Genomic DNA, 26,643 nt, shown 5'->3' with positions numbered 1-26,643 from the left:
ACATATAATTATCAGTATATTACAGATAACTAAAGGGATCTTTTGCTGCTGCTATTTCATCAGTGTTACTTACTTCTGCTTCCACTTTGAATGCATGCTGTGTGAAATAGCGTTTATCTTCCCAGCGCAGCAGCGTTAAATCGCCGCCCCAGCAACAACCGGTATCCAAGCCATAAATACCTTCAGGAACACCTTTTCCTTCCAGCGACGCCCAGTGACCAAAAATAATTGAATAGTCAGGGGAGACCAATCTTGGCAACTCGAACCAAGGCTTGAGTGGAGCGGGGGCATTTTCTGGCGTATCTTTACAGATCATATCCAACTGCCCGTTCGGGAAACAAAAACGCATGCGGGTCAGTGCATTAGTACTAAAACGCAAGCGTGCTAGCCCGGATAGCTCTGGTGACCAGTTATTCGGCATATCACCGTACATGGCATCGAGGAAGAGTGGATAGCTATCACTACTTAATACCGCCTCCACTTCACGTGCACACATTTGGGCGGTTTCAATATCCCATTGAGGTGTTATCCCGGCATGAGCCATGATCAATTTTAATTCATCATCAACTTGTAAGACCGGTTGGCGACGCAGCCAATTAATCAACTCATCAGCATCCGGCGCCTCAAGCAGTGGAGTAATACGATCTTTGGGTTTATTACGGCTGATACCGGCATAAACGGCCAGTAAATGCAGGTCATGGTTACCCAGAACCATACGAACAGCAGGCCCTAATGAGCGGACATAACGTAAAACATCCAGTGATGCTGGGCCACGGGCAACTAAATCACCGGTTAACCACAAAGTATCCTGCTGCGGATCAAAGCTCACCTGTGCTAATAGCGCAAGCAGCTCATCGAGGCAGCCATGAACATCGCCAATAAGATAAGTAGACATAGTTGAAAGATCAGAGTTAATGGATCAGTGCTGGGATCGCTAAGCGGAACACCGGAATTGCAGTACGGAAGGGCTGACCAAGGTGATCAACCATCTCATAATGCCCTTCCATGGTACCCAGCGGGGTTTCCAGTACAGCACCGCTGGTGTATTGAAACTCATTACCTGGCTGGATCAACGGCTGTTCGCCGATGACCCCTTCACCCTGAACTTCAGTCTGCCGGCCATTACTATTAGTGATTAACCAATAACGGCCAATCAGTTGCACATTTGAACGACCCAAATTGCGTATCGTCACGGTATAGGCGAAGACGAAACGTTCTTCATCAGGTATCGACTGGGTTTCCACATAGATACTTTGCACCTGTACACAAACGCGGGGCTGTTCAATCATAATGTGCTCCTGCTTATTCTTGCGGTGTCGATTGAGCTGAAAGCCAGTTAGCCAGCTTACAGTATTGCGCTACCGAAATATTCTCTGCCCGTAATATCGGGTCAATACCTAATTCGATTAACTGCTCTGGGGTGAATAGATCACCTAAGCTGTTACGCACGGTTTTTCTGCGCTGATTAAATGCTTGCGTGGTAATGCGGCTAAGCATACGAACGTCACCAACCGGATTCGGCATGTTGACATGCGGAATCAAGCGCACCACGGCCGAATCAACTTTTGGCGCGGGGGTAAACGCCGTTGGCGGTACTTCTAGCACCGGGATAACATTGCAATAGTATTGCGCCATCACCGTCAGTCGGCCATACGCTTTACTATTAGGTCCTGCGACCAGACGATTAACCACTTCTTTTTGCAACATGAAATGCATGTCACGAATAGCATCAGTATAGCTGAAAAGATGGAACATCAGCGGGGTGGAAATGTTGTATGGCAAGTTACCAAACACACGTAATGGCTGCCCTGCAAGCTCTGCTAACTCAGAAAAATTAACTTTCATCGCATCTTGTTGATGGATGGTTAGCTTGTCTTTCAGTTGCGGATGGCTGGCTAAACGAGCCGCCAGATCGCGATCAAGCTCGATCACCGTCATATGATCCATACGCGCAGCAACAGGTTCAGTCAATGCCCCTAAACCGGGACCTATTTCAACTACGGCTTCGCCAGGAACGGGGTGAATTGCAGAAACAATACTGTCGATGACAAACTGATCGTTTAAAAAGTTTTGTCCAAAGCGTTTGCGGGCAAAATGCCCTTGGTGGACTCTATTATTCATTGCTGTTATTTATCATTTTAATGGCTAAGTTTAATGCCGTAATGAAACTGCCAACATTGGCAGAACCGGTTGCGGCGAGTTCTAAAGCGGTACCGTGATCCACAGAAGTGCGGATAAAAGGCAAACCGAGAGTGATATTTACTGCCCGGCCAAACCCTTGATACTTCAGCACTGGCAATCCTTGATCATGATACATCGCCAGAACCGCATCTGCATGTTGTAGATATTTAGGTTGGAATAGGGTGTCTGCTGGTAGAGGGCCGATAAGATTTATACCTTGCTGACGCAGTGCATCTAGTGCAGGAATAATGGTATCGATCTCTTCATGGCCCATATGGCCACCTTCACCTGCGTGAGGATTCAGTCCGCACACATAAATCTGTGGTTGGCTAATGCCAAATTTGGTTTTCAGGTCGCTATCAAGAATCGTGATCACTTCATGCAGGCTAGCTTGGGTGATCGCGCCAGGTACGGCCAGCAGAGGTAAGTGGGTTGTCGCCAATGCCACACGTAACTCTTCAGTTGCCAGCATCATCACTACCCGTGGGCAGAGGCTGCGATCTGCAAAAAACTCGGTGTGTCCGATAAAAGGGATGCCAGCATCATTGATAATACTTTTTTGTACCGGGCCGGTGACCAATGCAGAAAATTCCCCGCTTATCGCGCCATCACAAGCCTTGGCCAATGTTTCCACAACATAGTGGCTGTTTTGGACGTCGAGTTTGCCGGGGATCACTTTTGTGGCCGTTTTTACCGGTAAGATAGTCAGTGACCCCGCTTGTTGCGCTAACGCAGGCTTGCTGGCTTGATATTCACGCAACTGCAAAGGCAGATTAAGCTGACGGGCCCGAGCAAGTAGCAAGGCCGGATCGGCACACACCACTAACTCAACAGGCCAATCCTGTTGAGCCAGAGCGACGACTAAATCTGGCCCGACCCCGGCTGGCTCACCGGGGGTAATAACAATACGATTATTGTGGTTGTGCATTACTACCATCAAGAATTTTTACATAAGCAGCAGCACGCTGCTCTTGCATCCAAGTTTGAGCTTCTTCAGCAAATTTACGGCTAAAGAGCATACGGTATGCCTTGTCTTTCTGTGCTGCATCAGTCTTGTCTACCTGACGTGTATCGACAACCTGAATTAAGTGCCAGCCGAAAGAAGAGTGAACCGGTGCACTGATCTCACCTTTTTGCAGTTTCATCAGCGCATCACGGAACGCCGGGTCATAAATATCTGGTGATGCCCAACCTAAGTCACCGCCTTGCATTGCAGAACCAGGATCCTGAGAGATCTCTTTGGCAATAGTGGCGAAGCTGGATTTACCACTCTTAATATCTGCCGCCGCTGCCGCTAACTTGGCACGAGCCTGATCGTCGGTCATTACCGGTGAAGGCTTCAGCAAGATGTGGCGGGCGTGAACTTCAGTCACGGAAACGGTCTTATCCGCACCACGGATATCATTTACTTTCAGGATGTGGAAACCGACACCAGAACGGATTGGCCCGACAACATCACCTTTGTTCGCAGTTTGTAATCTTTCAGCAAACAAAGAAGGCAGTTCCTGTAATTTGCCCCAACCCATCTGGCCGCCTTTCAGCGCCTGAGAGTCCGCCGAGTTGGCGATAGCCAATTTACCAAAATCAGCGCCGCCTTTAATGTCGGAGACTAATTTATTAGCCAGCTCTTCAGCCTGATCAACTTGCTGCTGAGAGGGATTTTCTGGCAATGGGATAAGAATGTGGCTGAGGTTCAGTTCAGCATCACCGCTGGTCTGGTTCCCAACTTGTTTGGCCAATGACTCAACTTCCTGTGGCAGGATAGTTATTCGGCGGCGTACTTCGTTGTTACGCACTTCAGAAGTCAGCATCTCTTTACGGATCTGCTCGCGGTAAGTGTCATAATTCAGGCCATCAGCAGCCAGACGACTACGCATCTGAGCGGGAGTCATGCGGTTTTGCGCAGCGATATCAGCAATGGCTTTATCCAATGCTTCATCACTGATAGTAATACCCATCTTCTTCGCCATCTGTAACTGGATATTATCCATGATCAGACGCTCAAGAATCTGATGACGTAACGTCGCATCATCAGGAACTTGTTGCCCAGACTGCTGTGCATTCAGTTTCACGGATTGTAACAGACCGTCAACGTCACTTTGCAAAACGACGCCGTTATCAACCACTGCGGCAACTTTATCAACTTCTTGTGGTGCTGCGAACGCGGTATTGGCACAGACAACCAATCCGAGAATAAGCGTTCTCCAGTTCTTCATACCTTTTCCATTTATGTAATCCGCTTTAGCGGGTTAAAATTCACTGTATTCAGTGTGTTACACAGTATCAGAATGCACTTTGATAAGGCAGAATGCCTGAGCGCAGCATTTGTGCAGTACCCAGGTTGTGGTCGCTGCTCAGACCACGTAATTCGATGTTAAAACCAATCTTGTTATCATACTTACTGGCTTCTGTTTGTGAATTCCAGCCAGTAATTTTACGTTCATAGCCCACGTTTATTGCCCAGCAGCACGTGTTGTATTGTAAGCCAACTAACTGGCTAGCGGGCTGATTGGCTTTGGTATCGTAGTAATAAGCACCGACTAGTGCCCAACGATCCGCAATCGGCCAACTGGCGGTAGCACCAATCTGAGAAATGCCTTGCTGATAACCAGGACTTTTTACATTTGGTACTGCTGCCTGAATATATTCCGGGCTAGCATAGCGGTAATTCAATTGCATCATACGCTCTGAGTCTTTTCTATACTCCATTACCGCGTTACCCAGGGTCAAACTCCCCAAGCGGGTATCATACTGCACGCCACCTTTTAGACCCACTTGATCACTGATACGCCAGAATGTATCACCAGCCCAAACAAGGCTACCAGTATCATCACTGTTATCAATTGTTTCGCTATTACCGGTACGCGAACGGCTGAAGTAATAGATTTGACCCACAGAAGCATTAAAACGTTCAACCAGCGCATCATCATATATGCGTGAAGTTAAACCGGTAGATACCTGATTCGCAGACGCTATACGGTCCAGGCCACTATAGGTACGGTCACGGAACAGTCCCGAGTAGTCTGACTGCATCAGCGTGGTGTCGTAAATATAGATATCATCCTGATTGCGGTATGGAACATAGAGATACTGCATTCGTGGTTCGAGTGTCTGGGTGAAGCCTTCACTCCAATCCATTGGCCGATCAAATACCACTTTGCCATCAATTTTAAATTGCGGCATCACCCGGTTAATCGAGTCTTTCAGATCAGGAACCGTCGCGTCCTGCCCATTCTGGTTTTTGTAATTACTGGCAAAACCATTTGGGATATCCTGCTGATAATGGGTTGCCAGTAATTTGGCTTCGGTATTCAAGCTACCCCAACCGTTGGACAATGGTAGGTTAATCGCCGGTTCAATATGGAAGCGGCTGGCTTCTGGGTTTTCTGGATTGACGCTGGTGAATTTGGCGGCTTGACCGTAAACATGCAGATCAAACGGGCCAATATCATTTTTATAGTAGTTCATATCCAACTGAGGTTGGGCACGGTAAGCATTATTATTACCGGCGTCAGTAAAGACTTGGAACTGTTTAGAGGCCAAGGTGGCATCCCAGTTTTGATCAGCATAACCAACGCTGAATATTTGGGTTGCATAGCCGTCAGTGGTCGATCCGTATTGCGACGTTAAATCAGTAAAGTAATCTGGGTCACTAACACGGGTATAGTTGACGTTGAAACGCCAGACTTTATCCATCACACCGGAATGGCCCCAGTAGTACAACCAGCGGGTGGCCTCTTTATCGGTACCATCGGTGCCGTGGTATAAGCGATCACTCGGTAGCCAGTCTAATGCCATGGTGCCGCTGCCCGGAGCCAGCAAGTAGCGGAACTCGTTCTGCCACTGTAACCCACGCCGTTCCATGTAGTGAGGCGTAATTGTAGCATCGAAGTTGGGCGCAATATTCCAGTAGTATGGCAGCATAAATTCGATGCCGTTATTACTGGTATATTTAGCATTAGGGATCAGGAAGCCTGAGCGGCGTTTATCACCAACCGGTAATTGCATATAAGGACTGTAGAACACCGGTACTTTGCCAATCTTAAAGCGGGCATTCCAGATTTCTGCTACTTCTTCTTCGCGGTCATGAATAACCTCAGAACCCACGACACTCCAGCTATTATCACCTGGTAGACAGGAGGTAAATGTCCCATTTTCTAATATGGTGTAACGGTTCTGACCTCGTAACTTCATTAAATCCGCATCACCACGCCCTTGACGGCCAACCATCTGATATTTGCCTTTATCCATATCAGTGTCTTTGGTATTCAAGTTTGACCAGCCTTTCGGGCCTTTCAGCTTGATTTGCGGATCGTCATAATTAACGTCGCCAGTGGCCGTGACAGTACGAACCGGGATAGCTTCACCGGGTTTTTGTACCTGCGTCAGTTCAACCTGATTCGCGGTCAGGGTGCTATTGCCCTGCTGGACAATGACATTGCCGGTGAACAAGGCATTATCGGGATAATTGGCTTCGGTTTTATCCGCATTAATACGGACCGGTAGCTGATTCGGATCACCGCTGACCAATGGCTGGTCATAGGTGGGTACACCAAGCATACATTGCTCAGCGAGGCCGGCCAGCGATTGCTGGCTATATAGTGCCGTCCATATCAATGTGGCCAGCAGTGTTGGGAATCTTTTTTTCATACGCGGTTTTGGTGTTCCGTCATCGGGGGGCATCATGCCGGCAAACGGTCTGAGACTATATTACTCATCACAGTTGCGCTAGCGTTAAATCCGGCCGTTTGCACGTCTCGTTGTTAGGCGCTGAGCTGAATGCCGAGTATGATAATGCAAATTTTGACTGACGGCATGATGAATTGAGGAGTATATGCGGTATTGGGGAAAACTGCTCGGTCTGGTATTGGGCTTAATGTCTGGTGCTGGTTTCTGGGGTGTGGTACTGGGGTTGCTTGTCGGCCATATGGTAGACAGGGTGCGAAGCACGAAGCGCCGCGGCTATTTTGCCGATCAACAAACACGACAATTAATTTTTTTCCGCGCCACTTTTCAGGTCATGGGGCATTTAACCAAGGCTAAAGGGCGGGTTACGGAAGTTGATATTCAACTCGCCAGCCAGTTGATGGATCGAATGCAATTGCACGGTGAAGCTCGAACAGCCGCACAGCAAGCGTTTCGCGAAGGGAAAGAAAGCGATTTCCCGTTGCGTGAAAGATTGCAGGAATTACGTGGTGTCTGTTTTGGGCGTTTCGATTTAATTCGGATGTTTCTGGAAATTCAATTACAGGCCGCATTTGCTGATGGATCTTTGCATCCTAACGAGCGGCAAGTGTTGTATGTCATTGCTGAAGAGTTAGGGATTTCGCGCGGCCAGTTTGATCAGTTCTTGAGCATGATTGAAGGCGGCCGTCAATTTGGTGGTCACGGCGGTTGGCAGGGCCAGCAGGGTGGATATTCTCAGGGGGGCTATCAGCAAGCCTCGAATGGCCCGACCTTAGAGGATGCCTGCAAAGTGCTGGGTATTAGCAATACTGACGACAGTGTGACCATCAAGCGTGCTTACCGTAAGTTAATGGGGGAGCATCATCCAGATAAGTTGGTGGCAAAAGGTCTGCCACCTGAAATGATGGAGATGGCGAAGCAAAAAGCCCAAGAGATTCAAGCTGCGTATGATTTGATTAAGCGCGAGAAGGGATTTAAATAGGTTTTGTTTCAACAGTGCCCACCTCAGATCGGCGTTAATACGCCGTTCTGAGGTAATTTCGGGCCAATATTCTTACGACAAAAATTAAAATTCCGCCTCACATTTAAAATGCATCGCCGTTCCAAACTCAGGGTGAGTAATACACAGCTCCTGCGCATGTAACTGCAAGCGGGATGCCATCGCTTTGGCCTCTGGATGGGCGTAGAAGCCATCACCAAGGATTGGGTGACCCATCGCCAGCATATGGACCCGTAATTGGTGTGAGCGCCCTGTGATGGGCGATAACTTCACTCGTGTGCTGCCATCAGTATCGCGTGACAGCACCAGATACTCAGTTTGTGCAGATTTACCGGTTTCATAACAGACTTTCTGCTTTGGCCGGTTTGGCCAGTCACAGATTAACGGCAGATCTATCAGCCCTTCATCTTCGGCCAGATGCCCCCAGACGCGGGCAATATAAGACTTTTTCGGTTCACGTTCACGAAATTGGCGCTTAAGCTCGCGCTCAGCCGCTTTGGTCAGTGCCACGATAATTACGCCACTGGTGGCCATATCTAGCCGATGAACGGACTCTGCCGCCGGAAATTCAGCCTGAATACGAGTCATCACACTGTCTTTATTCTCCGGTGCGCGACCGGGCACAGAAAGTAACCCACTAGGTTTGTTGACCACCATGATGTGCTCATCCTGATACAGGATGTACAGCCAAGGGTCGCGTGGGGGATTATAGGGTTCCATTAGTGCTCCATTTATACCCTGCATCGTTCAAGTCACAGGTGTGTTGGCTGCTCTCGTTAACCCGAATCATTTGACTGTATAAGCTCATCAGGATTAATGCGCCTCATCCTTGAGGCTAGCATAAATGCTATTCAAATCGGTTCCCAACCGATTTGTCGCTGCTTGGTCGCCTGCCTGCATCTTGAAATCTATGGGGTATATTGCAGAAACAGATGATTACTCAGGGTTACTGATGTGTGACCACCACCAGGCGAATAGCATCTAAACGCCAGCCCGCTTGATTGAGGTTTTCCAGTACCATTTTACGGTTATGCTCTAGTGCTTCTATTTCGTCATCACGAATATTCGGGTTAACCGCTTTCAGGGCTTCCAAACGCGCCAGTTCGGTACTCAGCTTATCATCTGCTTCGTGCTTGGCCGATTCAATCAACAGTTGTGCCTGCTCTTCAACCAGTGCTTCTGCTTGTTGCAACATGGCGTGGACTTCTTGTTGCACAGCGTTGACCAGCTTACTGGAGGTGTGACGGTTTACCGCATTCAACTGACGGTTAAAGGTTTCAAATTCAACTTGTGCCGCCAGATTGGTGCCGTTTCGGTCCATCAGCATCCGCACTGGGGTGGGTGGCAAGAAACGGGTTAATTGCAAGTGTTTCGGCGCTTGAGCTTCTACCACATAAACCAATTCAGCCAACAGTGTTCCTACCGGTAATGCTTTGTTTTTCAATAAAGAAACTGCACAGCTTCCGGTATCGCCGGACAAGATCAAATCCAAACCATTACGGATGATCGGGTGCTCCCAACTCACAAACTGGGCATCTTCCCGCGATAACGCCTGTTCACGATCGAATGTCACGGTACAGCCGTCTTGCGGCAGCCCAGGGAAGTCCGGTACCAGCATATGATCAGAGGGGGTCAGTACGATCAGGTTGTCACTGCGATCTTCTTGGTTAATCCCGACAATATCGAACAGGTTAAGTGCGAAACTAACCAAATTAACGTCATTATCCTGATCTGCAATGATCTGCGCCAGTTGTTGACCATGCTCGCCACCGTTGGAATGCATCTCCAGTAGCCGATCACGACCTTGTTCCAGTTGTAGTTTCAGCTCTTCGTGCTGTAGACGGCAGGCGTGAATAAATTCATCCAACCCTTCTTGTTCACTTGGCGTTGCCAGATAGCCGATCAGTTCTTGATAGCCACTGTCATAAATGGTGCGCCCGGTCGGGCAGGTGTGCTCGAAAGCATCCAAACCTTCATGATACCAACGCACCAATATCGCCTGCGCAGTATGTTCCAGATAAGGCACCATAATCTGGATTTCGCGGTTTTGACCGATACGGTCCAGACGGCCAATACGTTGTTCCAGCAAGTCCGGGTTAAACGGCAGGTCGAACATCACCAACTGGCAGGCAAACTGGAAATTACGGCCTTCTGAACCTATCTCAGAACACAGTAATACCTGAGCCCCATCTTCTTCAGAGGCAAAATAGGCCGCAGCGCGGTCACGCTCTATCAGTGATAAACCTTCATGGAACACGGCAGCACGAATAGCTTCACGCTCACGTAGCACCTGTTCAAGTTGTAAGGCAGTGGCTGCCTGGGCACAGATAACCAACACTTTCTCATTACGGTTAGCAATCAGATAGTTAAGTAACCACTCTACCCGTGGGTCAAAGTTCCACCAGGTGGCATTTTCCCCTTCAAACTCCTGATAGATTTGTTCCGGGTAAAGCATATCTTTGGCGCGCGCTTCCAACGTTTTTTTGGCACCCATGATGCCTGATACTTTAATCGCCGTCTGATATTGAGTTGGCAATGGCAGTTTGATTTGATGCAGGACGCGGTGCGGGAAGCCTTTCACCCCATTACGGGTATTACGGAACAAGATCCGGCTGGTACCATGTCTGTCCATCAGCATTGTTACCAACTCTTGGCGAGCGGCTTCGCTATCTTCACTTTGGCTGTTGGCCGCTTTCAGCAAGGGCTCAATATCCTGCTCATCAATGAGTTCGCCCAACAGATTCAGTTTATCGTCAGTTAAGCGCTCACCACCCAGCAGCAGCGTCACAGCATCTGCAATCGGACGATACTTCTGCTGTTCATTGACGAACTCTTCGTAATCGTGGAAGCGATCGGGATCCAGCAAACGCAGACGAGCAAAATGGCTCTGCTGGCCCAATTGCTCTGGTGTTGCGGTCAACAGCAGCACACCTGGGATATTCTCAGCCAATTGTTCAATGACTTGATATTCACGACTTGGGGCTTCTTCGCTCCAGGCCAGATGGTGCGCCTCATCCACCACCAACAGATCCCAAGACGCATCTGCCAGTTGTTCCAGCCGTTGCTTATTGCGGCGCACAAAATCCAGTGAACAGATAACCATCTGCTCGGTTTCAAACGGATTGGTGCTGTCGAGCAGGGCTTCGGAGTAGCGGCTGTCATCAAACAGTGAGAAGCGCAAATTGAAGCGGCGCAACATTTCCACCAACCACTGATGTTGTAGGCTTTCTGGCACTACAATCAGGATACGTTCAGCACGGCCTGATAACAGCTGTTGGTGAATGATCATCCCGGCTTCGATGGTTTTACCTAAACCTACTTCATCGGCCAATAATACCCTTGGTGCATGGCGCTGACCCACTTCATAGGCGATATGTAATTGGTGTGGGATCAGGCTGGCACGGATACCGCGTAACCCACTCCATGGCAGACGGAACTGCTCACTTTGATATTTACGAGCACGAAAACGCAGGGCAAAGCGATCCATACGATCGATCTGACCGGCAAATAGCCGATCCTGCGGTTTGCTAAACGTCAGTTTGCTATCGAGCAACACTTCACGCATTGAGACGCCGGTTTCCTCAGTATCCAAACGGGTCCCAATATAAGTAATCAGCCCATTTTCATGAGTCACTTCTTCCACTTTTAGCTGCCAGCCTTCGTGGTTGGTGATGGTATCGCCCGGATTGAACATGACGCGGGTGATTGGCGAATCATTTCTAGCGTAAAGGCGGTTTTCACCGGTTGCGGGAAACAGTAAGGTAATCATGCGTACGTCGATGGCAACGACAGTACCCAATCCAAGTTCGCTTTCTGTGTCGCTGATCCAGCGTTGACCAAGTGTAAAAGGCATAAATTATCGGCTCGATTTTTTGTTGGACAGTTAAGGAAATGCTTTTTAAATTATCTGGTTATAAATAATTAGTGGCAGCCAAATATCATAAAACCACTGGCAATAGTCTACCCTCCGCGCAGGCGATGCGGCCTGAGAGTCTGTCTGAAAATGTGGCATCTACAGGCAGCACCCAATAAGAAGGAGTATTACGGCTAGCGGTTATGTAATGTGATTAATGCGAATTTTGGCAAGGGCGCTATGGTAATGGAAGCGGAGCGTTTCGTCACCTGTAAAATACCCGTCATACTTCAAGCTGCATGTGCGTTGGCGGCCGCAGTTTACCCCAGTCACTTACTGCTCTTGATCTTAAAATTAATAAGCTCTTGGGATTATGAGCCTCATCAGAGGCTCACCCTACGGGCCAGAGCAAGCGCTGTTAAAATGGTTTACCACCAATTTGTCGCTCATTTGCCGTCTTCCTGCACTCGAATTATCTAGGGTATAAGTATCAGAATAGCCCCATCTGGCCTGTTATTAAGGTGGTGAAGTCATCGTGCATAAAAGGAAGTATAGCGTCTGCTACCGGTTGCAACTGTCGTGTCAGGTAGTGATCGTAGTCGATAGGGGATTGCCGAATCTCAAGGGGTTCGGGGCCAGCGGTGGTCATGACATAGCTTATCCAGCCCCCATTTTGATATTGCAGCGGGCGACCGAGCTTGCGGTTAAACTCATCCGCCAAGCGTGCCGCTCTGGCGTGAGGTGGCACATTACGCTGATAGTCATCCAGCCGTCGGCGTAGACGTTTGCGGTAAACTAGCTGTTCATCTAATTCGCCATTCAGGGTTCGCGCTACGTAATCCCGCAGATAATCCTGATAGGGTTGCCGCTGAAAAATGCGCAGATACAATTCTCGCTGAAATTGCTGTGCCAGTGGTGTCCAGTCAGTGCGCACGGTTTCCAACCCTTTGTACACCATCTGATCACCCTCGGGCGTAGAAATCAGCCCGGCATAGCGTTTTTTACTGCCTTGCTCGGCACCCCGGATGGTAGGCATCAGAAAACGTCGATAGTGAGTTTCAAATTCCAGTTCCAGGGCGCAGGGTAGATTAAAGGTTTGTTGTATATGATCTTTCCACCATAGATTGACCTGGCGTACCAACTCTTTACCTATCTGTGATGCCTGCTCTTCACTGTGAGCATTTTTCAGCCAGACGAAGGTTGAATCGGTATCACCATAAATCACCTGATAGCCCTGTGCTTCAATGAGCTCGCGGGTCTGGCGCATGATGTCATGGCCGCGCAAGGTGATAGACGATGCCAGTCTGGGATCGAAAAAGCGGCAGCCGCTGGAACCCAATACGCCATAAAAGGCGTTCATAATGATCTTCAGTGCTTGTGATAACGGTTTGTTTTTCTGACGTTTAGCCTCTTCCCGGCCCTGCCAGATTTGGTTAACGATGGCGGGCAAACAGTGTTTCTCGCGCGAGAACCAGGCACCGCGAAATCCCGGCACTGAGTGCTGTTCATCAGGCTGAGCCATACCTGCCACTAACCCGACCGGATCGATTAAAAAGGTGCGAATAATCGACGGATACAGGCTTTTATAGTCAAGCACCAATACCGAGTCATACAAGCCGGGTTGGGAGTCCATCACAAAACCACCGGGGCTGTGCTCTTCTGGCAACTCTCCTAAATTGGGGGCGACATAGCCGATGCGGTGCATCCGTGGCAGGTAAAGATGGGTGAACGCTGCCACGGAGCCACCGCTACGATCCGCGGCTAACCCCGTCACCGTGGCACGTTCCAACAGGAAGCTGAGCAGCTCGGTCTTGGCAAAAATCCGTGTCACCAGCTCGCAATCTTTCAGGTTATAGCGCGCCAGTGCCGGTTTGTCATGGGCGAAACGTTGATTGATTTCATCCATTCGTTGATAAGGGCTGTCGCTGGCTTTGCCTTCGCCCAGCAGGGTTTGCGAAACAGATTCCAGACTAAATGACGGGAAATTCCAGGTGGCGGATTTTAGCGCCTCAATCCCGTCGATAATCAATCGACCGGCTGCCGAGGCAAAAAAGTGCCCTTGTTTAAAGCCGTGTTCACGCCATTCCAGCAGGTTGCCACCACGGCCAAAGCGCAGTGGGATCTGATAGCGGTCAGCGTGTTTTTGCAGAACACGTAAGTCGAACTGCACCAGATTCCAGCCGATAATGGCATCGGGATCATGCACTGCCAGCCAATGGTTTAGTTTTTCCAACAACTGTGGGCGGCTGGCGACGTATTCCAGATTGAAATCCAGCGCCGCACTTTCAACCGTATCACCGTTAGGTGGCCCCAACATGTAAACCTGACGCTGGCCGCATCCTTCCAGCCCAATACAGTACAGCTCGCCATGTTCACTGGTTTCGATATCCAGCGACAGCAGTTTCAGTGTCGGACGATAATCCTCGGCCGGTTTCATTTGGGTATTAAGCAGCGGGCCATGGTTATTGTCATCACCGCTGAACCACACCGGCGCGGTAATAAATCGTTCCATCAGAAACCGTTCTGGTGGGCGAATATCACCTTCATAGACATTTACACCACTTTCGCGCAGCAGTTTCTCCAAACGAATTAATTGACGATGTTGGCTGCAATACAGGCCCAGCACCGGGCGCTGATGGAAATCGGTCAGTTCAAGTGGGCGCAACTGCCAGCGGCGTTCATCACGCAGCACGGTTTCAGCCCGTTGCCGTTGTTCGGCCGGGATAAATGCCACCGAGGGTTGCGGCGTCAGCCTGACTTGCTGCGGCCCTTCATCGGTAGCTAACCAGAATTCAACTTCGGTGCCTGCCTGCGTGTCGCGCCAATGGCGAGTGAGCAGGAAGCCCTGACGATGTTGTGCCACAATGCTAACCTTTATAGGTAATGTACAGGCTATTTTATTTGTCATTTTGAACTTGGGCAGTGCTCGATATCCTCACGTACTACGTGTACGCTCCGGTTTCTCCGCGCTGTCCGCATCCAAACTGACGGCAACAATAACGCCTGAGAGTTTATGCCATCTTAGTATGGTTATTTATACAGTATTTGTCTATTTTAATGATGATTTCCATTCGCTCCATGTATACCCAAAGTCATTGGAGTTGCAGGTAGGCAGCAAGTGGTCTAATCCCGATGAGTCTATTCATTTTAAGGTCAACGGCCAGTAAGTGATTTGGGTGAGTAAGCGCAGCTAACAACCCTGCGGCTTCAAGGACGAAGGGGAAATTCGCTGATTGACTCATATCGCGGTACGCCGGACAATCCTCCGCCCTGAACCTTGGGTGTTAACCAACGGACAACTCTATGGAAGCCTATTTATTACATTTATTGACGCAATCTCTGGCTTTCACGCTATTTATCGTCATGTTCGTTACTTTTCTCGAGTCATTAGCACTGGTGGGGATGTTGCTTCCCGGCACGGTAATGATGACCAGTGTGGGGGCGTTGATTGGCAGTGGTGAAGTCGGTTTTTACTCGGCCTGGGCTGCTGCAACTGTCGGCTGCCTACTGGGGGATTGGATCTCGTATTTTATCGGTCGGCGCTTTAAAGAACCGTTGCACCGCTGGTCCTTCCTGAAAAAGCATAAGTCGATGCTGGATAAAACTGAGCATGCGCTGCATAACCACAGTATGGCAACAGTCCTACTGGGGCGCTTTATCGGCCCGGCACGGCCTATTGTCCCGATGGTTGCTGGCATGCTCAACCTGCCACCGGCAAAATTTGCCTTGCCCAACGTGATTGGCTGCCTGACCTGGCCACCGCTCTACTTCTTCCCAGGCATACTGGCAGGTGTTGCTATTGATATCCCACCGAGCGCCAATAGCTATATGTTTAAGTGGTTGCTATTTGTGGTGGTGATGCTGATTTGGTTGGCACTGTGGCTATCATGGCGCTGGTGGCGGTTTGGCAAACGTAGCCCCGACCGCCTGAGCCAATGGTTACCACTGGCTCGCCTGCGCTGGGTGACGGTGCTGGCTATGGTGGCAGCGATTGCCAGCTTTGCCTGGCTGCATATGCAGCCCATTATGCCGATTTATCGTCATCTGTTGTGGAAGGTTCTCGCTGGGTAATCCCCTTGGGTATACAAGTTATTATGGTCGGGTAGTAATGCCCAGCACACTGGCTTCGGGGGCACTGCCGTTAACCAGCGCCTGGGTTGGGCCGTCGTAGTAAATACGGCCATCGACAATGAGCAATGTCCGATCGGCGATGCGGGCGGCATCATCCAAATTGTGTGACACCATCAGTAATGTCAGTTGCCGGTGGGTACAGACGTGATCGACCAATTGCAGCATCTCATTGCGCAACGCAGGATCGAGCGCGGAAAATGGCTCATCCAGTAGCAGGATTGGCTGACTGCGCACTAAACAGCGTGCCAATGCTGCCCGCTGACGTTGGCCGCCGGAAAGTTGTGCGGGTAACCTCTCAAGGCAATCTTCCAGTCCAACCTGCTGGGCAATCTGGCGTAACAGTAACTTTTGCTCATGGCTGAGTTTCAACCCCGGATGTAAACCCAACCCGATATTCTGTGCGACGGTCAAGTGTGAGAACAGATTGTTCTCCTGAAACAGCATCGATACTGGCCGCTCGGCGGGGGCTGTTGCCGTATTGTCCTGATTATTCAGTAGCATACGGCCACTGGCGGGGGCGAGAAAACCAGCAATCAGGCTTAACAGGGTACTTTTGCCAGCACCACTTGGGCCAAGAATCGCCACCCGCTCACCGGGCTGAATATGCAAATCGAAACGCATCGGTAAGTGGTCATACAAATAGGTGATTTTCTCAAGCTTTAACATGGCGGCTCGGCAGTCGTTCAATAAGAGTAAACAGCAAGAAACAGAGTAACAACAGCAGTAGGGCGGTAACTGCACCGTCGTTGCTGCGATAAGAACCTATCTGCTGGTAAAGGTAAAACGGCAGCGTGCGGAAGTGCTCATTGCCAAACAGTGCCACCACACCAAAATCACCAATCGATAGCACACAGGCAAAGGCAAGTGCTTGAGCCAGCGGGCGTTTTAGTGCCCTTAATTCAATCAGGCGCACACGGTGCCAGCCACGAATATCCAGTGATAAACACAGCGGCGTGTAGCGTTCAGCCAGATCCCGCATTGGGTTATCCAACACTTTTAGTGCGTAGGGCACAGCCATCAGTGCGTTGGTGAGGATAACCAGCCCGTAAGGGGATTGTGGCAAGCCAAAGGTATCGTTGAGCAATAAAAAGAAGCCGGTCGCCAGGACAATGCCCGGCATCGCCAGAATCACCATACCACTGACTTCCAGTGCCTGCCCACAGGCCATCCGTTGGCGCAGTTTCAGTTCACGGCTGCTCCACAACAACATCATCGTGAGTGTCACGCACAGCAACCCCGCCCCGATAGCGATAGTCAATGAGGTAAAGAAGGCTTGCCATAGCGCAGTTTGTTGTAGCACCGTCACCATAGTTTGATTACTGCCATCAATCACTACCGCTAGCAATGGCGGCACCATCAATAGCAAAGCAGTACCAATTAACAGGGTGTCGCTGATGCGAGACCAATAGCTATCCTGCTGACTACGCCAGATTTGACCGTGAGTATTACCTACCGCCAATACTGTGTTTAACCGCAGGCTTAGCACCACTAAACCCAGACAGCAACCCAGTTGGATTAGCGCCAATAAGGCCGCACGCCCCAGATCGTAGTCATAACTGAGTGCCTGATAGATGGCCAGCTCGATAGTGGTGGCTTGCGGCCCGCCACCCAGTGACAGCACGGTGGCAAAACTGGCAAAACAGAGCATAAAAATCAACGCCGCGGTTGGCAGGATTTGGCGGCGCAGATAGGGCCATTCAACCCAGCGCAAGTGCTGCCAGCCATTCATCCCCAGTTGTGCGGCTAACTGGCGTTGTTCAACCGCGATGCTGTCCAGTGACTGCAATAGCAAGCGAGTCGCCAGTGGCATATTGAAGAAGATATGTGCCAGCAAAATGCCCTGTAAACCATAAGGTGAGAAGCGGTAATCAACCCCCAGCCAGCTAAACAGGGCTGCCAGCCAACCCTGACGGCCATAAACCGTCAGAATACCAAACAGCGCCACTAACACCGGTAGCACCAGTGTCATGGCGCATAAACGCAACATCAGTTGTCGGCCGGGAAAGCGGCGGCGATACAGGGCTCGTGCTAAGAAAATGGCAGGGATGACTGACAGCAGGGCGGATAAGAATGCCTGCCAAAAGGTAAAGCGGATCACATGCCACAGATAGCGGTCATGCCAGATACTGTGCCAGTCTGCCGCAGGCGCGTGACGCCAGATAGCGGTGAACGCCAGTAAGGCGACACCGACTATCAGTAAGGCCGCCAGTAGCCCTGGCCACAACCATGCAGGGATCAGTGGCTGACGGCGGATTGCCATGCCTGAATCCATTTGCCGCGATTATCTGCCACATCTTTAGCATCAAATTGCAACGCTTTTTGTGGCACGGTAAGGGTTTCAAACCCAGCCGGCAAATCCATTTTAATCACCGGATACATCCAATTACCGGTAGAAATATGGTCCTGGAATGCTGGCGTCACAATAAATTGCATAAAGCGCTGTGCCAGTTGCGGCTGTTTGCTCGAGGCAACTAAGCCTGCGACTTCGACTTGCAGATAGTGGCCTTCGCTGAAATTAGCCGCTGCATAGTTGCTTTTCTTCTCTTCAATCAGATGATAAGCCGGAGAAGTGGTATAGCTCAGCACCAAATCCCCTTCACCTTTCAGGAACAAGCCATAAGCTTCGCTCCAACCCTTGGTAACGGTGACGGTTTTTTTCGCCAGTTGCTGCCATGCCTGTGGCGCTTTATCACCATACACTTTCTGCATCCACAGCATCAGACCAAGGCCCGGGGTACTGGTGCGCGGGTCTTGATAAATCACTTTCCACGGCTCTTTGCTATCAACTAATTCTTGCAAGCTCTTCGGCGGATTTTTCAGTTTGTCTTTGTTATACACAAAGGCGAAATAGCCATAATCGTACGGGACGAAAGTCTTATTCTGCCACTTCTCCGGGAGAGTAAGGTTCGCGGTATCCACCTGACTTGGTGCGAATAATCCAGTTTGTTCTGCCGCCTGCACCAGATTATTATCCAATCCTAAAATCACGTCAGCCTGACTGTTTTTACCTTCCATCCGCAGGCGATTCAGTAATGAAACACCGTCTTCCAGCGCCACAAATTTAAGCTGGCAATCACACTCGGCTTCAAAGGCTTTTTTAATCGCAGGCCCTGGACCCCAGTCGGCGGCAAAGGAGTCATAGGTGTAAACCGTCAGTGTCGGTTTATCGGCGGCCACCGCAGCGGCAGATAGCAAAAACAAGCAGGGAATAATGCGTTTAAACACTTTGCACTCCTTAACAATAAAGGTGGCAAAGGTATCTGAGGCGGTAAATAACAGCGATATCATGATAATGCAGCGTTATTTTTCTCAAATCCCTCCGCCGGTGTTAGCCGGATCAGGTTCGACGGGTTTGCTCTCAGCGAAAAACTTGCTGCGGTTAGGTTGATCCGGTGTTGGGCAGTACTCGAAATCCTCACGTACTACTTGTACGCTCCGGTTTCTGCGTGCTGTCCGCCTCCGACTGAACCTACCTCGCGACGTTTTTGTTTCATTGTTAATGGAACGAACCAGCATGAATTCTGGACACGACCACAACAGTTTTTCCGCACCCCGTTGAGACAACGCCATTGTAGAGACTAATCTGGGCGGATGAAAGCAGGTTAGCCCTCTGGTGGTGTAAACCAGGCCGATTTGAAATCAAACCAGCCGAGCGTGTTCATGCGCACCCCGCGCATACTGTGCTGCCCATATAATTCTAACCAATGATGGAACAGTGGGTGGAATTGATTCTGGCTAACCAACCGTTGGCTCCAATCCGCCATCGGCAGGGTATTATTTCGCCATAATTCAACATCCTGATGCAGTTTTTCATCCAAACAATGTTGTAGTAGCGGCAGTTCGTACAGGGTGGCAAACAGGGAGAACTCCAGTGGCAGATAGAAATTCGCGCTGCCAAGCCAGATATCACTCTGTGCATCGCCCTGATACCAACTGACATAATCCAACACTTGTATCACCAGTGTGACGCCGTGTGCCGCCAACAATGTGGTTAATGTTTGGCTGATGGCGTCAAACTCGGAATGCTCGCTGTAAAATGTCAGCGTCAATTCGGTCAGCCCTACGGGCTTTGGCTCAAGGGTGGTTAGTCGGTTGTGATGCCAGCGGGGCAGCATGCCGTAGGCCGGTGACCAGTAGCGTTGATAGAAAGGATCTGCATGGCTGAGCAGGGCGACCGGTGTTATCAACTCACACAACCAGCGGCGGATCTCTGGGTTACTGGTCTGAGGCGATCGCTGATCAAACAGTAAAAAATAGCAGCCTTCCTCCAGCCGACTTTCCAGCTCGTTTTTACTGGTATCGTCAGCCTGCAATTGCACACCGGAATAAACCAGCTCCTCAGACAACTCAGGTAGCACCCAGATATTGACCTCATCAATCAGTGCGCGGAAACCAAAATAGTTATCAAAAGCCTGTATCTTCAACTGATTATGGTGATTTCTAATCACCGAGTAGGGGCCGGTACCAATAGGATGGCGGCGGAAGTCGGGTTGATTCTCCCACTCTTGCGGCAAAATCATGGCGTGAACACTACCCAACAACCATGGCAACCAGTGATCCGGGCAACTTAGATGGATATCAATCACATAGGGCGTTGGTGAGCGCACGGCGGTGATATGAGAGAACAAGGGCTGTGGAATCAGCCGGGTCAGGCTGCTGATGACATCATCCATTTCCAGTTCACGGCCATGGTGAAAATGGATGGCAGGGCGCAAATAAAAACGCCAATGCAACGGGCTGATAGCTTGCCAGTGATGGGATAAATCCGGTTCTAGTTCCCCATTTTCCTCATTTATGCGTGTCAGGCCATTAAAAATCTGCCGCACCATATGCGTTTCGGAGCGGCGCAGCGCGGTACCGGGCAGCAGGTTTTGTAGCGGGCGATAATAGAGCACCCGTAGGATGTGTTTCCCTTGGCGGAAACTGCGCCCCAACTGGGATAGCAGCATTTGGCGCACTGCTTTTTTATCCCCTACCAACTGCACTAACTGATCGATATGGTCCTGTTCCAGCAGCTCTTCGGCCCGCTGTTGTTGCAGTGCCAACCCGGAGTAGAGGAAGGCCAGTTGTGAGCGTTTACCGCGACCCGCTTCAGCCTGCCAGCTTAGCCAACCCTCTTGCTGCATGCTGCCCAGCAAGGATCGTACATGGCGGCGTGAACAACTGAGCACGTCTGCCAGCTCCTGCAAGGTGGTTTCCGTCGGCTGGCCATTAAAACGTTGCCAGAGGCGAATAAACTGCTGTTGTAGACGTGAGGCAGACATAAAAGAGGAACTCCACGGCAAATTTCATCAATTTTTCTTTCCCTATATTACGCAGATACTGATTGCCAATGAAAGCGGGTTATCGTGGCAATGCCGCCAACGGGAGGAATAAATGATTTTTAATTTACAGCGTTATTCCACCCATGACGGCCCCGGTATTCGCAGTGTGGTATTCCTGAAAGGCTGTTCGCTGAGTTGCCGTTGGTGCCAAAACCCGGAAAGCCGATCACGTAAAGCGGAGGTGTTATTTGACTCGCGCCTGTGCTTATCAGGTTGTGAGTTGTGCCAACAGACCTGCCCGCAGGCAATAGAGCGCATTGACGATTGCATTGTTATCACGCGCCAACGGCTGGAAGAGGATGACCTTCAGGCACTCACCGTGCGTTGTCCGAGTGGTGCACTGACGGTGTGTGGTAGCCCGATTGATATTGATACCACTATGGCAACACTGTTGCGCGATATGCCGTTTTATCGGCGCAGTGGCGGTGGTGTGACGCTATCCGGTGGTGAGCCATTTATGCAACCCGATGTAGCAGCTGAGTTATTGCAACGCTGTCATCAGCTTGGTATCCACACGGCGGTTGAGTCTTGTCTGCATACGCCGTGGCATTACATCGCGCCCTCTTTGCCGTGGCTGGATCTGATGCTGGCGGATTTAAAGCACACGGATGAAAACCGTTTTCGCCAGTGGACTGGAGGTTCGGCTAAACGGGTGATGGACAACTTTCGTCAGTTAGCGGCTGCGGGCACCAACATCACAGTACGGGTGCCGTTGATCCCAGATTTCAATGCAGATCGCCACTCGATACAAGGGATCGTCGATTTTGCGGCTGATGAGATAGGCGTTAAAGAGATTCACTTTTTGCCTTACCACACGTTGGGTATCAACAAATATTCGCTGCTGGGTGAAGAGTATCGGGCAGCAAGCACACCTTTGGATGCTCCTGAACTGCTTTACTTCGCGGAAAGCTATGCCCGTGATAAAGGCTTGACCGCAATTTTACGAGGATAATGCTATGACCACCCTTGATTTGGTAACGCTAAGCGAACGGACGAAACAGCATAAAAACGCACTGATCCACATTGTGCAACCGCCGGTTTGTACCGAACGAGCGCAGCATTATACCGAGGCTTATCAGCAGCATCAGGACAAACCTCTCCCCGTCAGGCGCGCGCTGGCGCTGGCGCATCATTTACAGCTTCGCACCGTCTGGATCAAAAATGATGAGCTGATTATCGGTAATCAGGCCAGTCAACTGCGCGCCGCGCCAATTTTCCCTGAATACACCGTGAGTTGGATTGAAAACGAAATTGATGAGCTGGCCGATCGTCCCGGTGCGGGTTTCTCGGTCAGTGCAGCAGATAAAGCGGTATTGCACCGTATCTGCCCGTGGTGGCGCGGCCAAACAGTGCAGGACCGCTGCTACGGCATGTTTACCGATGAGCAAAAAGCGTTATTGGCCACCGGCATTATAAAAGCCGAAGGTAATATGACCTCCGGCGATGCGCATTTGGCGGTTAACTTCCCGTTATTGCTGGAGAAAGGACTGGATGGCCTGCGCAGCAAAGTGGCAAGTCGCCGCGAACGGTTACAACTGACGGACTGGAGTGACCTGCATAAAGAGCAATTTCTTAAAGCCATTGATATTTCATTGGCGGCGCTGAGCGAGCATATCGAACGTTATGCGGCGGTTGCGCGGCAAATGGCAGAAGAAGAGAGCCGTGATTGGCGGCGCATTGAGTTACAAACTATCGCCACAAACTGCGAGCTGATTGCTCACCAGCCGCCACAGACCTTCTGGCAAGCCTTGCAGTTGTGCTATTTCATCCAATTGATGCTGCAAATTGAATCTAACGGCCACTCGGTTTCCTTTGGCCGCCTCGACCAATACCTCTATCCGTGGTATCGCCGTGACGTGGAGCTGGAAAATACCCTTAGTCGCGAAAAAGCCATTGAGATGTTGCATAGCTGCTGGCTCAAGTTGTTGGAAGTGAACAAGATCCGTTCCGGTTCGCACTCTAAAGCCTCGGCAGGCAGCCCGTTGTATCAGAATGTCACTATTGGTGGGCAGAAGCTGGTGCAGGGTAAAGCGATTGATGCGGTTAACCCGCTCTCTTATGCGGTGTTGGAGTCTTGCGGCCGTTTACGTTCAACTCAGCCGAATCTCAGCGTGCGCTACTATGCCGGTATCAGTGATGATTTCCTCGATGCCTGTGTGCAGGTCATTCGCTGCGGCTTTGGTATGCCTGCATTTAATAATGATGAAATTGTTATTCCTGAATTTATTAAATTGGGTGTAGAGCCACAGGATGCTTACGATTACGCCGCCATCGGTTGCATTGAAACTGCGGTGGGGGGGAAATGGGGCTATCGCTGTACCGGCATGAGTTTTATTAATTTTGCTCGCGTGATGCTAGCGGCGCTGGAGCAAGGTAAAGATGCGACCTCTGGGCAAGTATTCTTGCCGCAAGAGCAGGGGTTATCGAAGGGTAACTTCACTGATTTCTCACAAGTGATGGCGCAATGGGATCAGCAGATTCGTTACTACACGCGAAAATCCATCGAAATTGAGTGTGTGGTGGACACGGTGTTGGAAGAGAATGCCCACGATATTGTCTGTTCTGCACTGGTGGATGACTGTATTGAGCGTGGTAAAAGTATCAAGCAGGGGGGCGCGCGTTATGACTGGGTTTCCGGCTTGCAGGTGGGCATTGCCAATTTGGGTAATAGTCTGGCAGCGGTACGAAAACTGGTGTTTGAACAACAGCTTATCGGCCAGCAGCAACTGGCAACGGCGTTAACGAATGACTTTGCTGGCCTGAACGGTGAGCAATTACGCCAACATCTGATTAATTCAGCACCGAAATACGGTAATGATGTTGATGATGTAGACCAACTGCTGGTACGCGCTTATCAGACGTATATTGATGAGCTGAAGCAATATCACAATACCCGCTTTGGTCGCGGCCCGATAGGCGGTACCTATTACGCCGGGACGTCCTCTATCTCTGCTAACGTGCCGTTTGGTGCGGCAACGATGGCAACACCGGATGGCCGCAAAGCGCACAGTCCGCTGGCGGAGGGAGCAAGCCCTGCTTCTGGTACTGATCATCTGGGGCCAACTGCGGTGTTTAACTCCCTGTCAAAACTGCCGACAGCCTCTATTCTGGGCGGGGTGCTACTGAATCAAAAACTGAATCCGTCAACTTTGGATAACCCGCGTGATCGCGAAAAGCTGATGATGATGTTGCGTACCTTCTTCGAGGAGTATCTGGGCTGGCATGTGCAGTACAACATTGTATCGCGTGAGACATTGCTTGATGCCAAGCAGCACCCAGACCGCTACCGTGATCTGGTGGTGCGGGTTGCCGGTTACTCGGCATTCTTTACCGCGCTATCGCCAGATGCACAAGACGATATCATCGCCCGAACCGAGCACACTTTGTGAGCTGTCGTAGATGATAATTGATATTGATGTTTGTTAAATGAACCAAGTCTTGCCTTGCTGTGTACCAAAAATTTCTGAGTAATGGTGACTTTCACCAGCCAGTGGGCTTAACAACCTGCTGGCTTTTTTTATCCTGACTCCTTAAGGCTATAGCGTTGTTAGCTGCGTTCACGCACCCGAATCACTTACTTGAGTAAGCTCATCGGGATTTGCTCGCTTGCTGCCTGGCTATAGCCCCAATGACTTTGGATAATATCCTGCCTCCTTGAGGCTGAAACACGGTCAGCCGCATCCATTATTTGGATGTGAAATTTATGCTGCTGGTATACTTTTCTCTATATAAATCTACCCGCTTCTGTAGCATAGCGTTTAATTGTTATTTCTGGCGCTGGAGCCTGGAATGAAATCTGCTTTGACCTTTTCCCGCCGTATTAACCCGGTGTTTCTCGCTTTCTTCGTGGTGGCTTTTCTTTCCGGTATCGCTGGCGCGTTACAGGCACCGACATTAAGCTTGTTCTTAAGCACTGAAGTGAAAGTACGCCCACTGTGGGTGGGATTGTTTTATACCGTCAATGCCATTGCCGGGATTACCGTCAGCTTTGTACTGGCCAAACGATCAGATTTACGTGGTGACCGCCGCAAGCTAATTATGGTCTGCTACTTGATGGCGGTGGGGAACTGCCTGCTATTTGCTTTTAATCGTGACTATCTGACGCTAATCACCGCCGGTGTGTTGCTGGCAGCAGTAGCAAATACCGCCATGCCGCAGATTTTCGCCTTAGCGCGAGAATATGCCGATAGCTCGGCGCGGGAAGTGGTGATGTTTAGCTCGATTATGCGTGCGCAGCTTTCATTGGCTTGGGTTATCGGCCCGCCGCTGTCGTTTATGTTAGCGCTGAATTATGGCTTTACGTTGATGTTCAGTATCGCCGCCGGTATTTTTGTCCTCAGCGCGCTGGTGGTGTGGTTTATTTTGCCCTCGGTGCAGCGAGCAGAGCCGGTAGTAGATGCGCCAGCGGTGGTGCAGGGCAGTTTGTTTGCCGATAAAGACGTTTTGTTGCTGTTTATTGCTTCAATGCTGATGTGGACCTGCAACACCATGTACATCATTGATATGCCTCTGTATATCACAGCAAACTTGGGGTTGCCTGAGCGGTTGGCTGGTCTGTTGATGGGGACTGCTGCCGGGTTGGAAATCCCTATTATGCTGCTGGCGGGTTACTCGGTCAGGCGTTTTGGTAAGCGCAAAATTATGCTGTTTGCGGTGCTGGCGGGTGTGCTGTTTTATACCGGATTGGTGTTATTCAAATTCAAAACTGCACTGATGCTATTGCAGATTTTTAATGCCATTTTTATTGGTATTGTCGCCGGGATTGGCATGCTCTATTTTCAGGATTTAATGCCAGGCAGAGCCGGAGCAGCAACCACGCTGTTTACCAATAGCATTTCCACTGGGGTGATTCTGGCTGGGGTTCTGCAAGGGGTATTGACCGAAACCTGGGGCCATAATTCGGTATATGTGGTGGCGATGGGATTAGCTATTCTGGCGTTAATCATCTGTGCACGGGTGAGAGAGGCATAGCGCCCGGTAGGGCGCTAAGGGTAATGACCAACCTATTTGGCAGCAATATTCCCCCAGCCTGAAGTGAGCAGGGGGAGAGTGGCAGTCGCGCTTTATTCGACCGGTTTTAATCGCGCAACAAAGTGGCGCAGAACCGGGGGTTCGTAGGTATCCTTGGAACTTGAAGCCGCAGCTAACGTCTCTGCAACGCCAATTATTTTGGGTATTTTTATTATTAATATTTAAGATGCAGTCATATTTTGGCGAGTGAAAATAGCCATTCACATTACCAATGACGGCAACAAAATAAAGAGATGAATTTTTTCAGCCTAAGCTGAATAAGCAATGGGGGGAATTAACGCGGGAAATCGTTGGCGAGGCGCTAATCTATATTAAACCAGGCTCGGCTATCGCCGGAGATACGTGCTTCGTAACGCAGTATAATGCGTATCGTGTCGATGGTGAATAATAGCATACCTTGATTGAAGAAATAAAAAGTGACCGCCAGCACAAAATAT

18 protein-coding genes and 1 riboswitch are annotated in these 26,643 nt (G+C 50.1%); of the genes, 5 read left to right on the top strand and 13 right to left on the bottom strand.

What is annotated here, in order from left to right:
- Window positions 1-19 precede the first annotated feature (19 nt).
- The 6 genes from apaH to lptD form a co-directional block, all read right to left on the bottom strand.
- Window positions 20-895: a bis(5'-nucleosyl)-tetraphosphatase (symmetrical) ApaH gene (gene apaH, locus V2A85_RS10105; protein ID WP_083160594.1), complete on the bottom strand. Its 876-nt coding sequence runs from the start codon at window positions 893-895 to the stop codon at window positions 20-22.
- A 16-nt stretch (window positions 896-911) separates the two neighbouring features.
- The gene (gene apaG / locus V2A85_RS10100) at window positions 912-1,289 is read right to left on the bottom strand and encodes a Co2+/Mg2+ efflux protein ApaG (protein WP_083160592.1); all 378 of its coding nucleotides are present in this window, start codon (window positions 1,287-1,289) and stop codon (window positions 912-914) included.
- Window positions 1,290-1,302: 13 nt separating this feature from the next.
- Window positions 1,303-2,121: a 16S rRNA (adenine(1518)-N(6)/adenine(1519)-N(6))-dimethyltransferase RsmA gene (rsmA, locus tag V2A85_RS10095; RefSeq protein ID WP_083160590.1), complete on the bottom strand. Its 819-nt coding sequence runs from the start codon at window positions 2,119-2,121 to the stop codon at window positions 1,303-1,305.
- Window positions 2,114-3,109, bottom strand: a complete 996-nt coding sequence (gene pdxA / locus V2A85_RS10090) for a 4-hydroxythreonine-4-phosphate dehydrogenase PdxA (protein WP_420071349.1) — start codon at window positions 3,107-3,109, stop codon at window positions 2,114-2,116. The genes rsmA and pdxA overlap by 8 nt, the downstream gene beginning before the upstream one ends.
- Window positions 3,093-4,397 carry a peptidylprolyl isomerase SurA gene (gene surA, locus V2A85_RS10085; protein WP_372557983.1) on the bottom strand — a complete coding sequence of 435 codons (1,305 nt, stop codon included), beginning with the start codon at window positions 4,395-4,397 and terminating at the stop codon, window positions 3,093-3,095. The genes pdxA and surA overlap by 17 nt, the downstream gene beginning before the upstream one ends.
- Window positions 4,398-4,464: 67 nt before the next feature.
- On the bottom strand, window positions 4,465-6,831 hold the full coding sequence (lptD, locus tag V2A85_RS10080; RefSeq protein ID WP_420071348.1) for an LPS assembly protein LptD: 2,367 nt from the start codon (window positions 6,829-6,831) through the stop codon (window positions 4,465-4,467).
- A gap of 184 nt (window positions 6,832-7,015) precedes the next feature.
- Between lptD and djlA the strand changes: the two genes are divergently transcribed.
- On the top strand, window positions 7,016-7,849 hold the full coding sequence (gene djlA, locus V2A85_RS10075) for a co-chaperone DjlA (RefSeq protein ID WP_083160582.1): 834 nt from the start codon (window positions 7,016-7,018) through the stop codon (window positions 7,847-7,849).
- Between the two features lie 84 nt (window positions 7,850-7,933).
- Here the strand turns inward: djlA and rluA are convergent, their stop codons facing one another.
- The 3 genes from rluA to V2A85_RS10060 all read right to left on the bottom strand — a co-directional run bounded on the left by rluA (window position 7,934) and on the right by V2A85_RS10060 (window position 14,583).
- Window positions 7,934-8,587, bottom strand: coding sequence for a bifunctional tRNA pseudouridine(32) synthase/23S rRNA pseudouridine(746) synthase RluA (gene rluA, locus V2A85_RS10070; protein WP_420071347.1), 654 nt, complete (start codon window positions 8,585-8,587; stop codon window positions 7,934-7,936).
- 226 nt (window positions 8,588-8,813) lie between these two features.
- Complete coding sequence (gene rapA, locus V2A85_RS10065) at window positions 8,814-11,720, bottom strand: RNA polymerase-associated protein RapA (protein ID WP_372557986.1); 2,907 nt, start codon at window positions 11,718-11,720, stop codon at window positions 8,814-8,816.
- A gap of 490 nt (window positions 11,721-12,210) precedes the next feature.
- Entirely contained in the window at window positions 12,211-14,583 is a 2,373-nt protein-coding gene (locus tag V2A85_RS10060) for a DNA polymerase II (RefSeq protein WP_420071346.1), read from the bottom strand.
- 440 nt (window positions 14,584-15,023) lie between these two features.
- Between V2A85_RS10060 and V2A85_RS10055 the strand changes: the two genes are divergently transcribed.
- A complete protein-coding gene (locus V2A85_RS10055) occupies window positions 15,024-15,791 on the top strand; it encodes a DedA family protein (RefSeq protein WP_083160572.1) in 768 nt (255 codons plus the stop codon).
- Between the two features lie 21 nt (window positions 15,792-15,812).
- Here V2A85_RS10055 and thiQ read toward each other — a convergent pair whose 3' ends face one another.
- The 4 genes from thiQ to sgrR all read right to left on the bottom strand — a co-directional run bounded on the left by thiQ (window position 15,813) and on the right by sgrR (window position 21,115).
- A complete protein-coding gene (gene thiQ / locus V2A85_RS10050) occupies window positions 15,813-16,517 on the bottom strand; it encodes a thiamine ABC transporter ATP-binding protein ThiQ (RefSeq protein ID WP_372557988.1) in 705 nt (234 codons plus the stop codon).
- The gene (gene thiP, locus V2A85_RS10045; RefSeq protein ID WP_372557989.1) at window positions 16,504-18,111 is read right to left on the bottom strand and encodes a thiamine/thiamine pyrophosphate ABC transporter permease ThiP; all 1,608 of its coding nucleotides are present in this window, start codon (window positions 18,109-18,111) and stop codon (window positions 16,504-16,506) included. The genes thiQ and thiP overlap by 14 nt, the downstream gene beginning before the upstream one ends.
- Window positions 18,087-19,076, bottom strand: a complete 990-nt coding sequence (gene thiB, locus V2A85_RS10040) for a thiamine ABC transporter substrate binding subunit (RefSeq protein ID WP_420071345.1) — start codon at window positions 19,074-19,076, stop codon at window positions 18,087-18,089. The genes thiP and thiB overlap by 25 nt, the downstream gene beginning before the upstream one ends.
- Before the next feature lie 72 nt (window positions 19,077-19,148).
- Window positions 19,149-19,240: riboswitch (TPP riboswitch) on the bottom strand.
- Between the two features lie 213 nt (window positions 19,241-19,453).
- Window positions 19,454-21,115 (bottom strand): HTH-type transcriptional regulator SgrR, encoded by a 1,662-nt coding sequence (sgrR, locus tag V2A85_RS10035; RefSeq protein ID WP_372557991.1) that lies wholly within the window; start codon window positions 21,113-21,115, stop codon window positions 19,454-19,456.
- Window positions 21,116-21,227: 112 nt separating this feature from the next.
- On the opposite strand from sgrR, the gene V2A85_RS10030 reads away from it, so the two are divergent.
- The 3 genes from V2A85_RS10030 to V2A85_RS10020 all read left to right on the top strand — a co-directional run bounded on the left by V2A85_RS10030 (window position 21,228) and on the right by V2A85_RS10020 (window position 26,146).
- Window positions 21,228-22,127, top strand: a complete 900-nt coding sequence (locus V2A85_RS10030) for a glycyl-radical enzyme activating protein (protein ID WP_420071344.1) — start codon at window positions 21,228-21,230, stop codon at window positions 22,125-22,127.
- 4 nt (window positions 22,128-22,131) lie between these two features.
- Window positions 22,132-24,564 (top strand): formate C-acetyltransferase/glycerol dehydratase family glycyl radical enzyme, encoded by a 2,433-nt coding sequence (locus tag V2A85_RS10025; RefSeq protein WP_420071343.1) that lies wholly within the window; start codon window positions 22,132-22,134, stop codon window positions 24,562-24,564.
- A gap of 400 nt (window positions 24,565-24,964) precedes the next feature.
- Entirely contained in the window at window positions 24,965-26,146 is a 1,182-nt protein-coding gene (locus tag V2A85_RS10020; protein WP_372557994.1) for a sugar efflux transporter, read from the top strand.
- Window positions 26,147-26,643 lie beyond the last annotated feature (497 nt).

Source organism: Yersinia sp. 1252 StPb PI (assembly GCF_048593885.1).
Taxonomy (GTDB): Bacteria; Pseudomonadota; Gammaproteobacteria; order Enterobacterales; family Enterobacteriaceae; genus Yersinia; species Yersinia enterocolitica_E.
Note: the sequence above shows the minus strand (reverse complement) of the source record. Positions and strands in the feature narration are given on the sequence as shown.

What these genes read in the sequence shown, in the direction of transcription:
- V2A85_RS10025 (WP_420071343.1), top strand. Translation starts at nt 22,132, where the DNA reads ATGACCACCCTTGATTTGGTAACGCTAAGCGAACGGACGAAACAGCAT.
- rsmA (WP_083160590.1), bottom strand. Translation starts at nt 2,121, where the DNA reads ATGAATAATAGAGTCCACCAAGGGCATTTTGCCCGCAAACGCTTTGGA.
- apaG (WP_083160592.1), bottom strand. Translation starts at nt 1,289, where the DNA reads ATGATTGAACAGCCCCGCGTTTGTGTACAGGTGCAAAGTATCTATGTG.
- V2A85_RS10055 (WP_083160572.1), top strand. Translation starts at nt 15,024, where the DNA reads ATGGAAGCCTATTTATTACATTTATTGACGCAATCTCTGGCTTTCACG.
- sgrR (WP_372557991.1), bottom strand. Translation starts at nt 21,115, where the DNA reads ATGTCTGCCTCACGTCTACAACAGCAGTTTATTCGCCTCTGGCAACGT.
- djlA (WP_083160582.1), top strand. Translation starts at nt 7,016, where the DNA reads ATGCGGTATTGGGGAAAACTGCTCGGTCTGGTATTGGGCTTAATGTCT.
- pdxA (WP_420071349.1), bottom strand. Translation starts at nt 3,109, where the DNA reads ATGCACAACCACAATAATCGTATTGTTATTACCCCCGGTGAGCCAGCC.
- apaH (WP_083160594.1), bottom strand. Translation starts at nt 895, where the DNA reads ATGTCTACTTATCTTATTGGCGATGTTCATGGCTGCCTCGATGAGCTG.
- surA (WP_372557983.1), bottom strand. Translation starts at nt 4,397, where the DNA reads ATGAAGAACTGGAGAACGCTTATTCTCGGATTGGTTGTCTGTGCCAAT.
- rluA (WP_420071347.1), bottom strand. Translation starts at nt 8,587, where the DNA reads ATGGAACCCTATAATCCCCCACGCGACCCTTGGCTGTACATCCTGTAT.
- thiQ (WP_372557988.1), bottom strand. Translation starts at nt 16,517, where the DNA reads ATGTTAAAGCTTGAGAAAATCACCTATTTGTATGACCACTTACCGATG.
- rapA (WP_372557986.1), bottom strand. Translation starts at nt 11,720, where the DNA reads ATGCCTTTTACACTTGGTCAACGCTGGATCAGCGACACAGAAAGCGAA.
- thiP (WP_372557989.1), bottom strand. Translation starts at nt 18,111, where the DNA reads ATGGCAATCCGCCGTCAGCCACTGATCCCTGCATGGTTGTGGCCAGGG.
- V2A85_RS10020 (WP_372557994.1), top strand. Translation starts at nt 24,965, where the DNA reads ATGAAATCTGCTTTGACCTTTTCCCGCCGTATTAACCCGGTGTTTCTC.
- lptD (WP_420071348.1), bottom strand. Translation starts at nt 6,831, where the DNA reads ATGAAAAAAAGATTCCCAACACTGCTGGCCACATTGATATGGACGGCA.
- V2A85_RS10030 (WP_420071344.1), top strand. Translation starts at nt 21,228, where the DNA reads ATGATTTTTAATTTACAGCGTTATTCCACCCATGACGGCCCCGGTATT.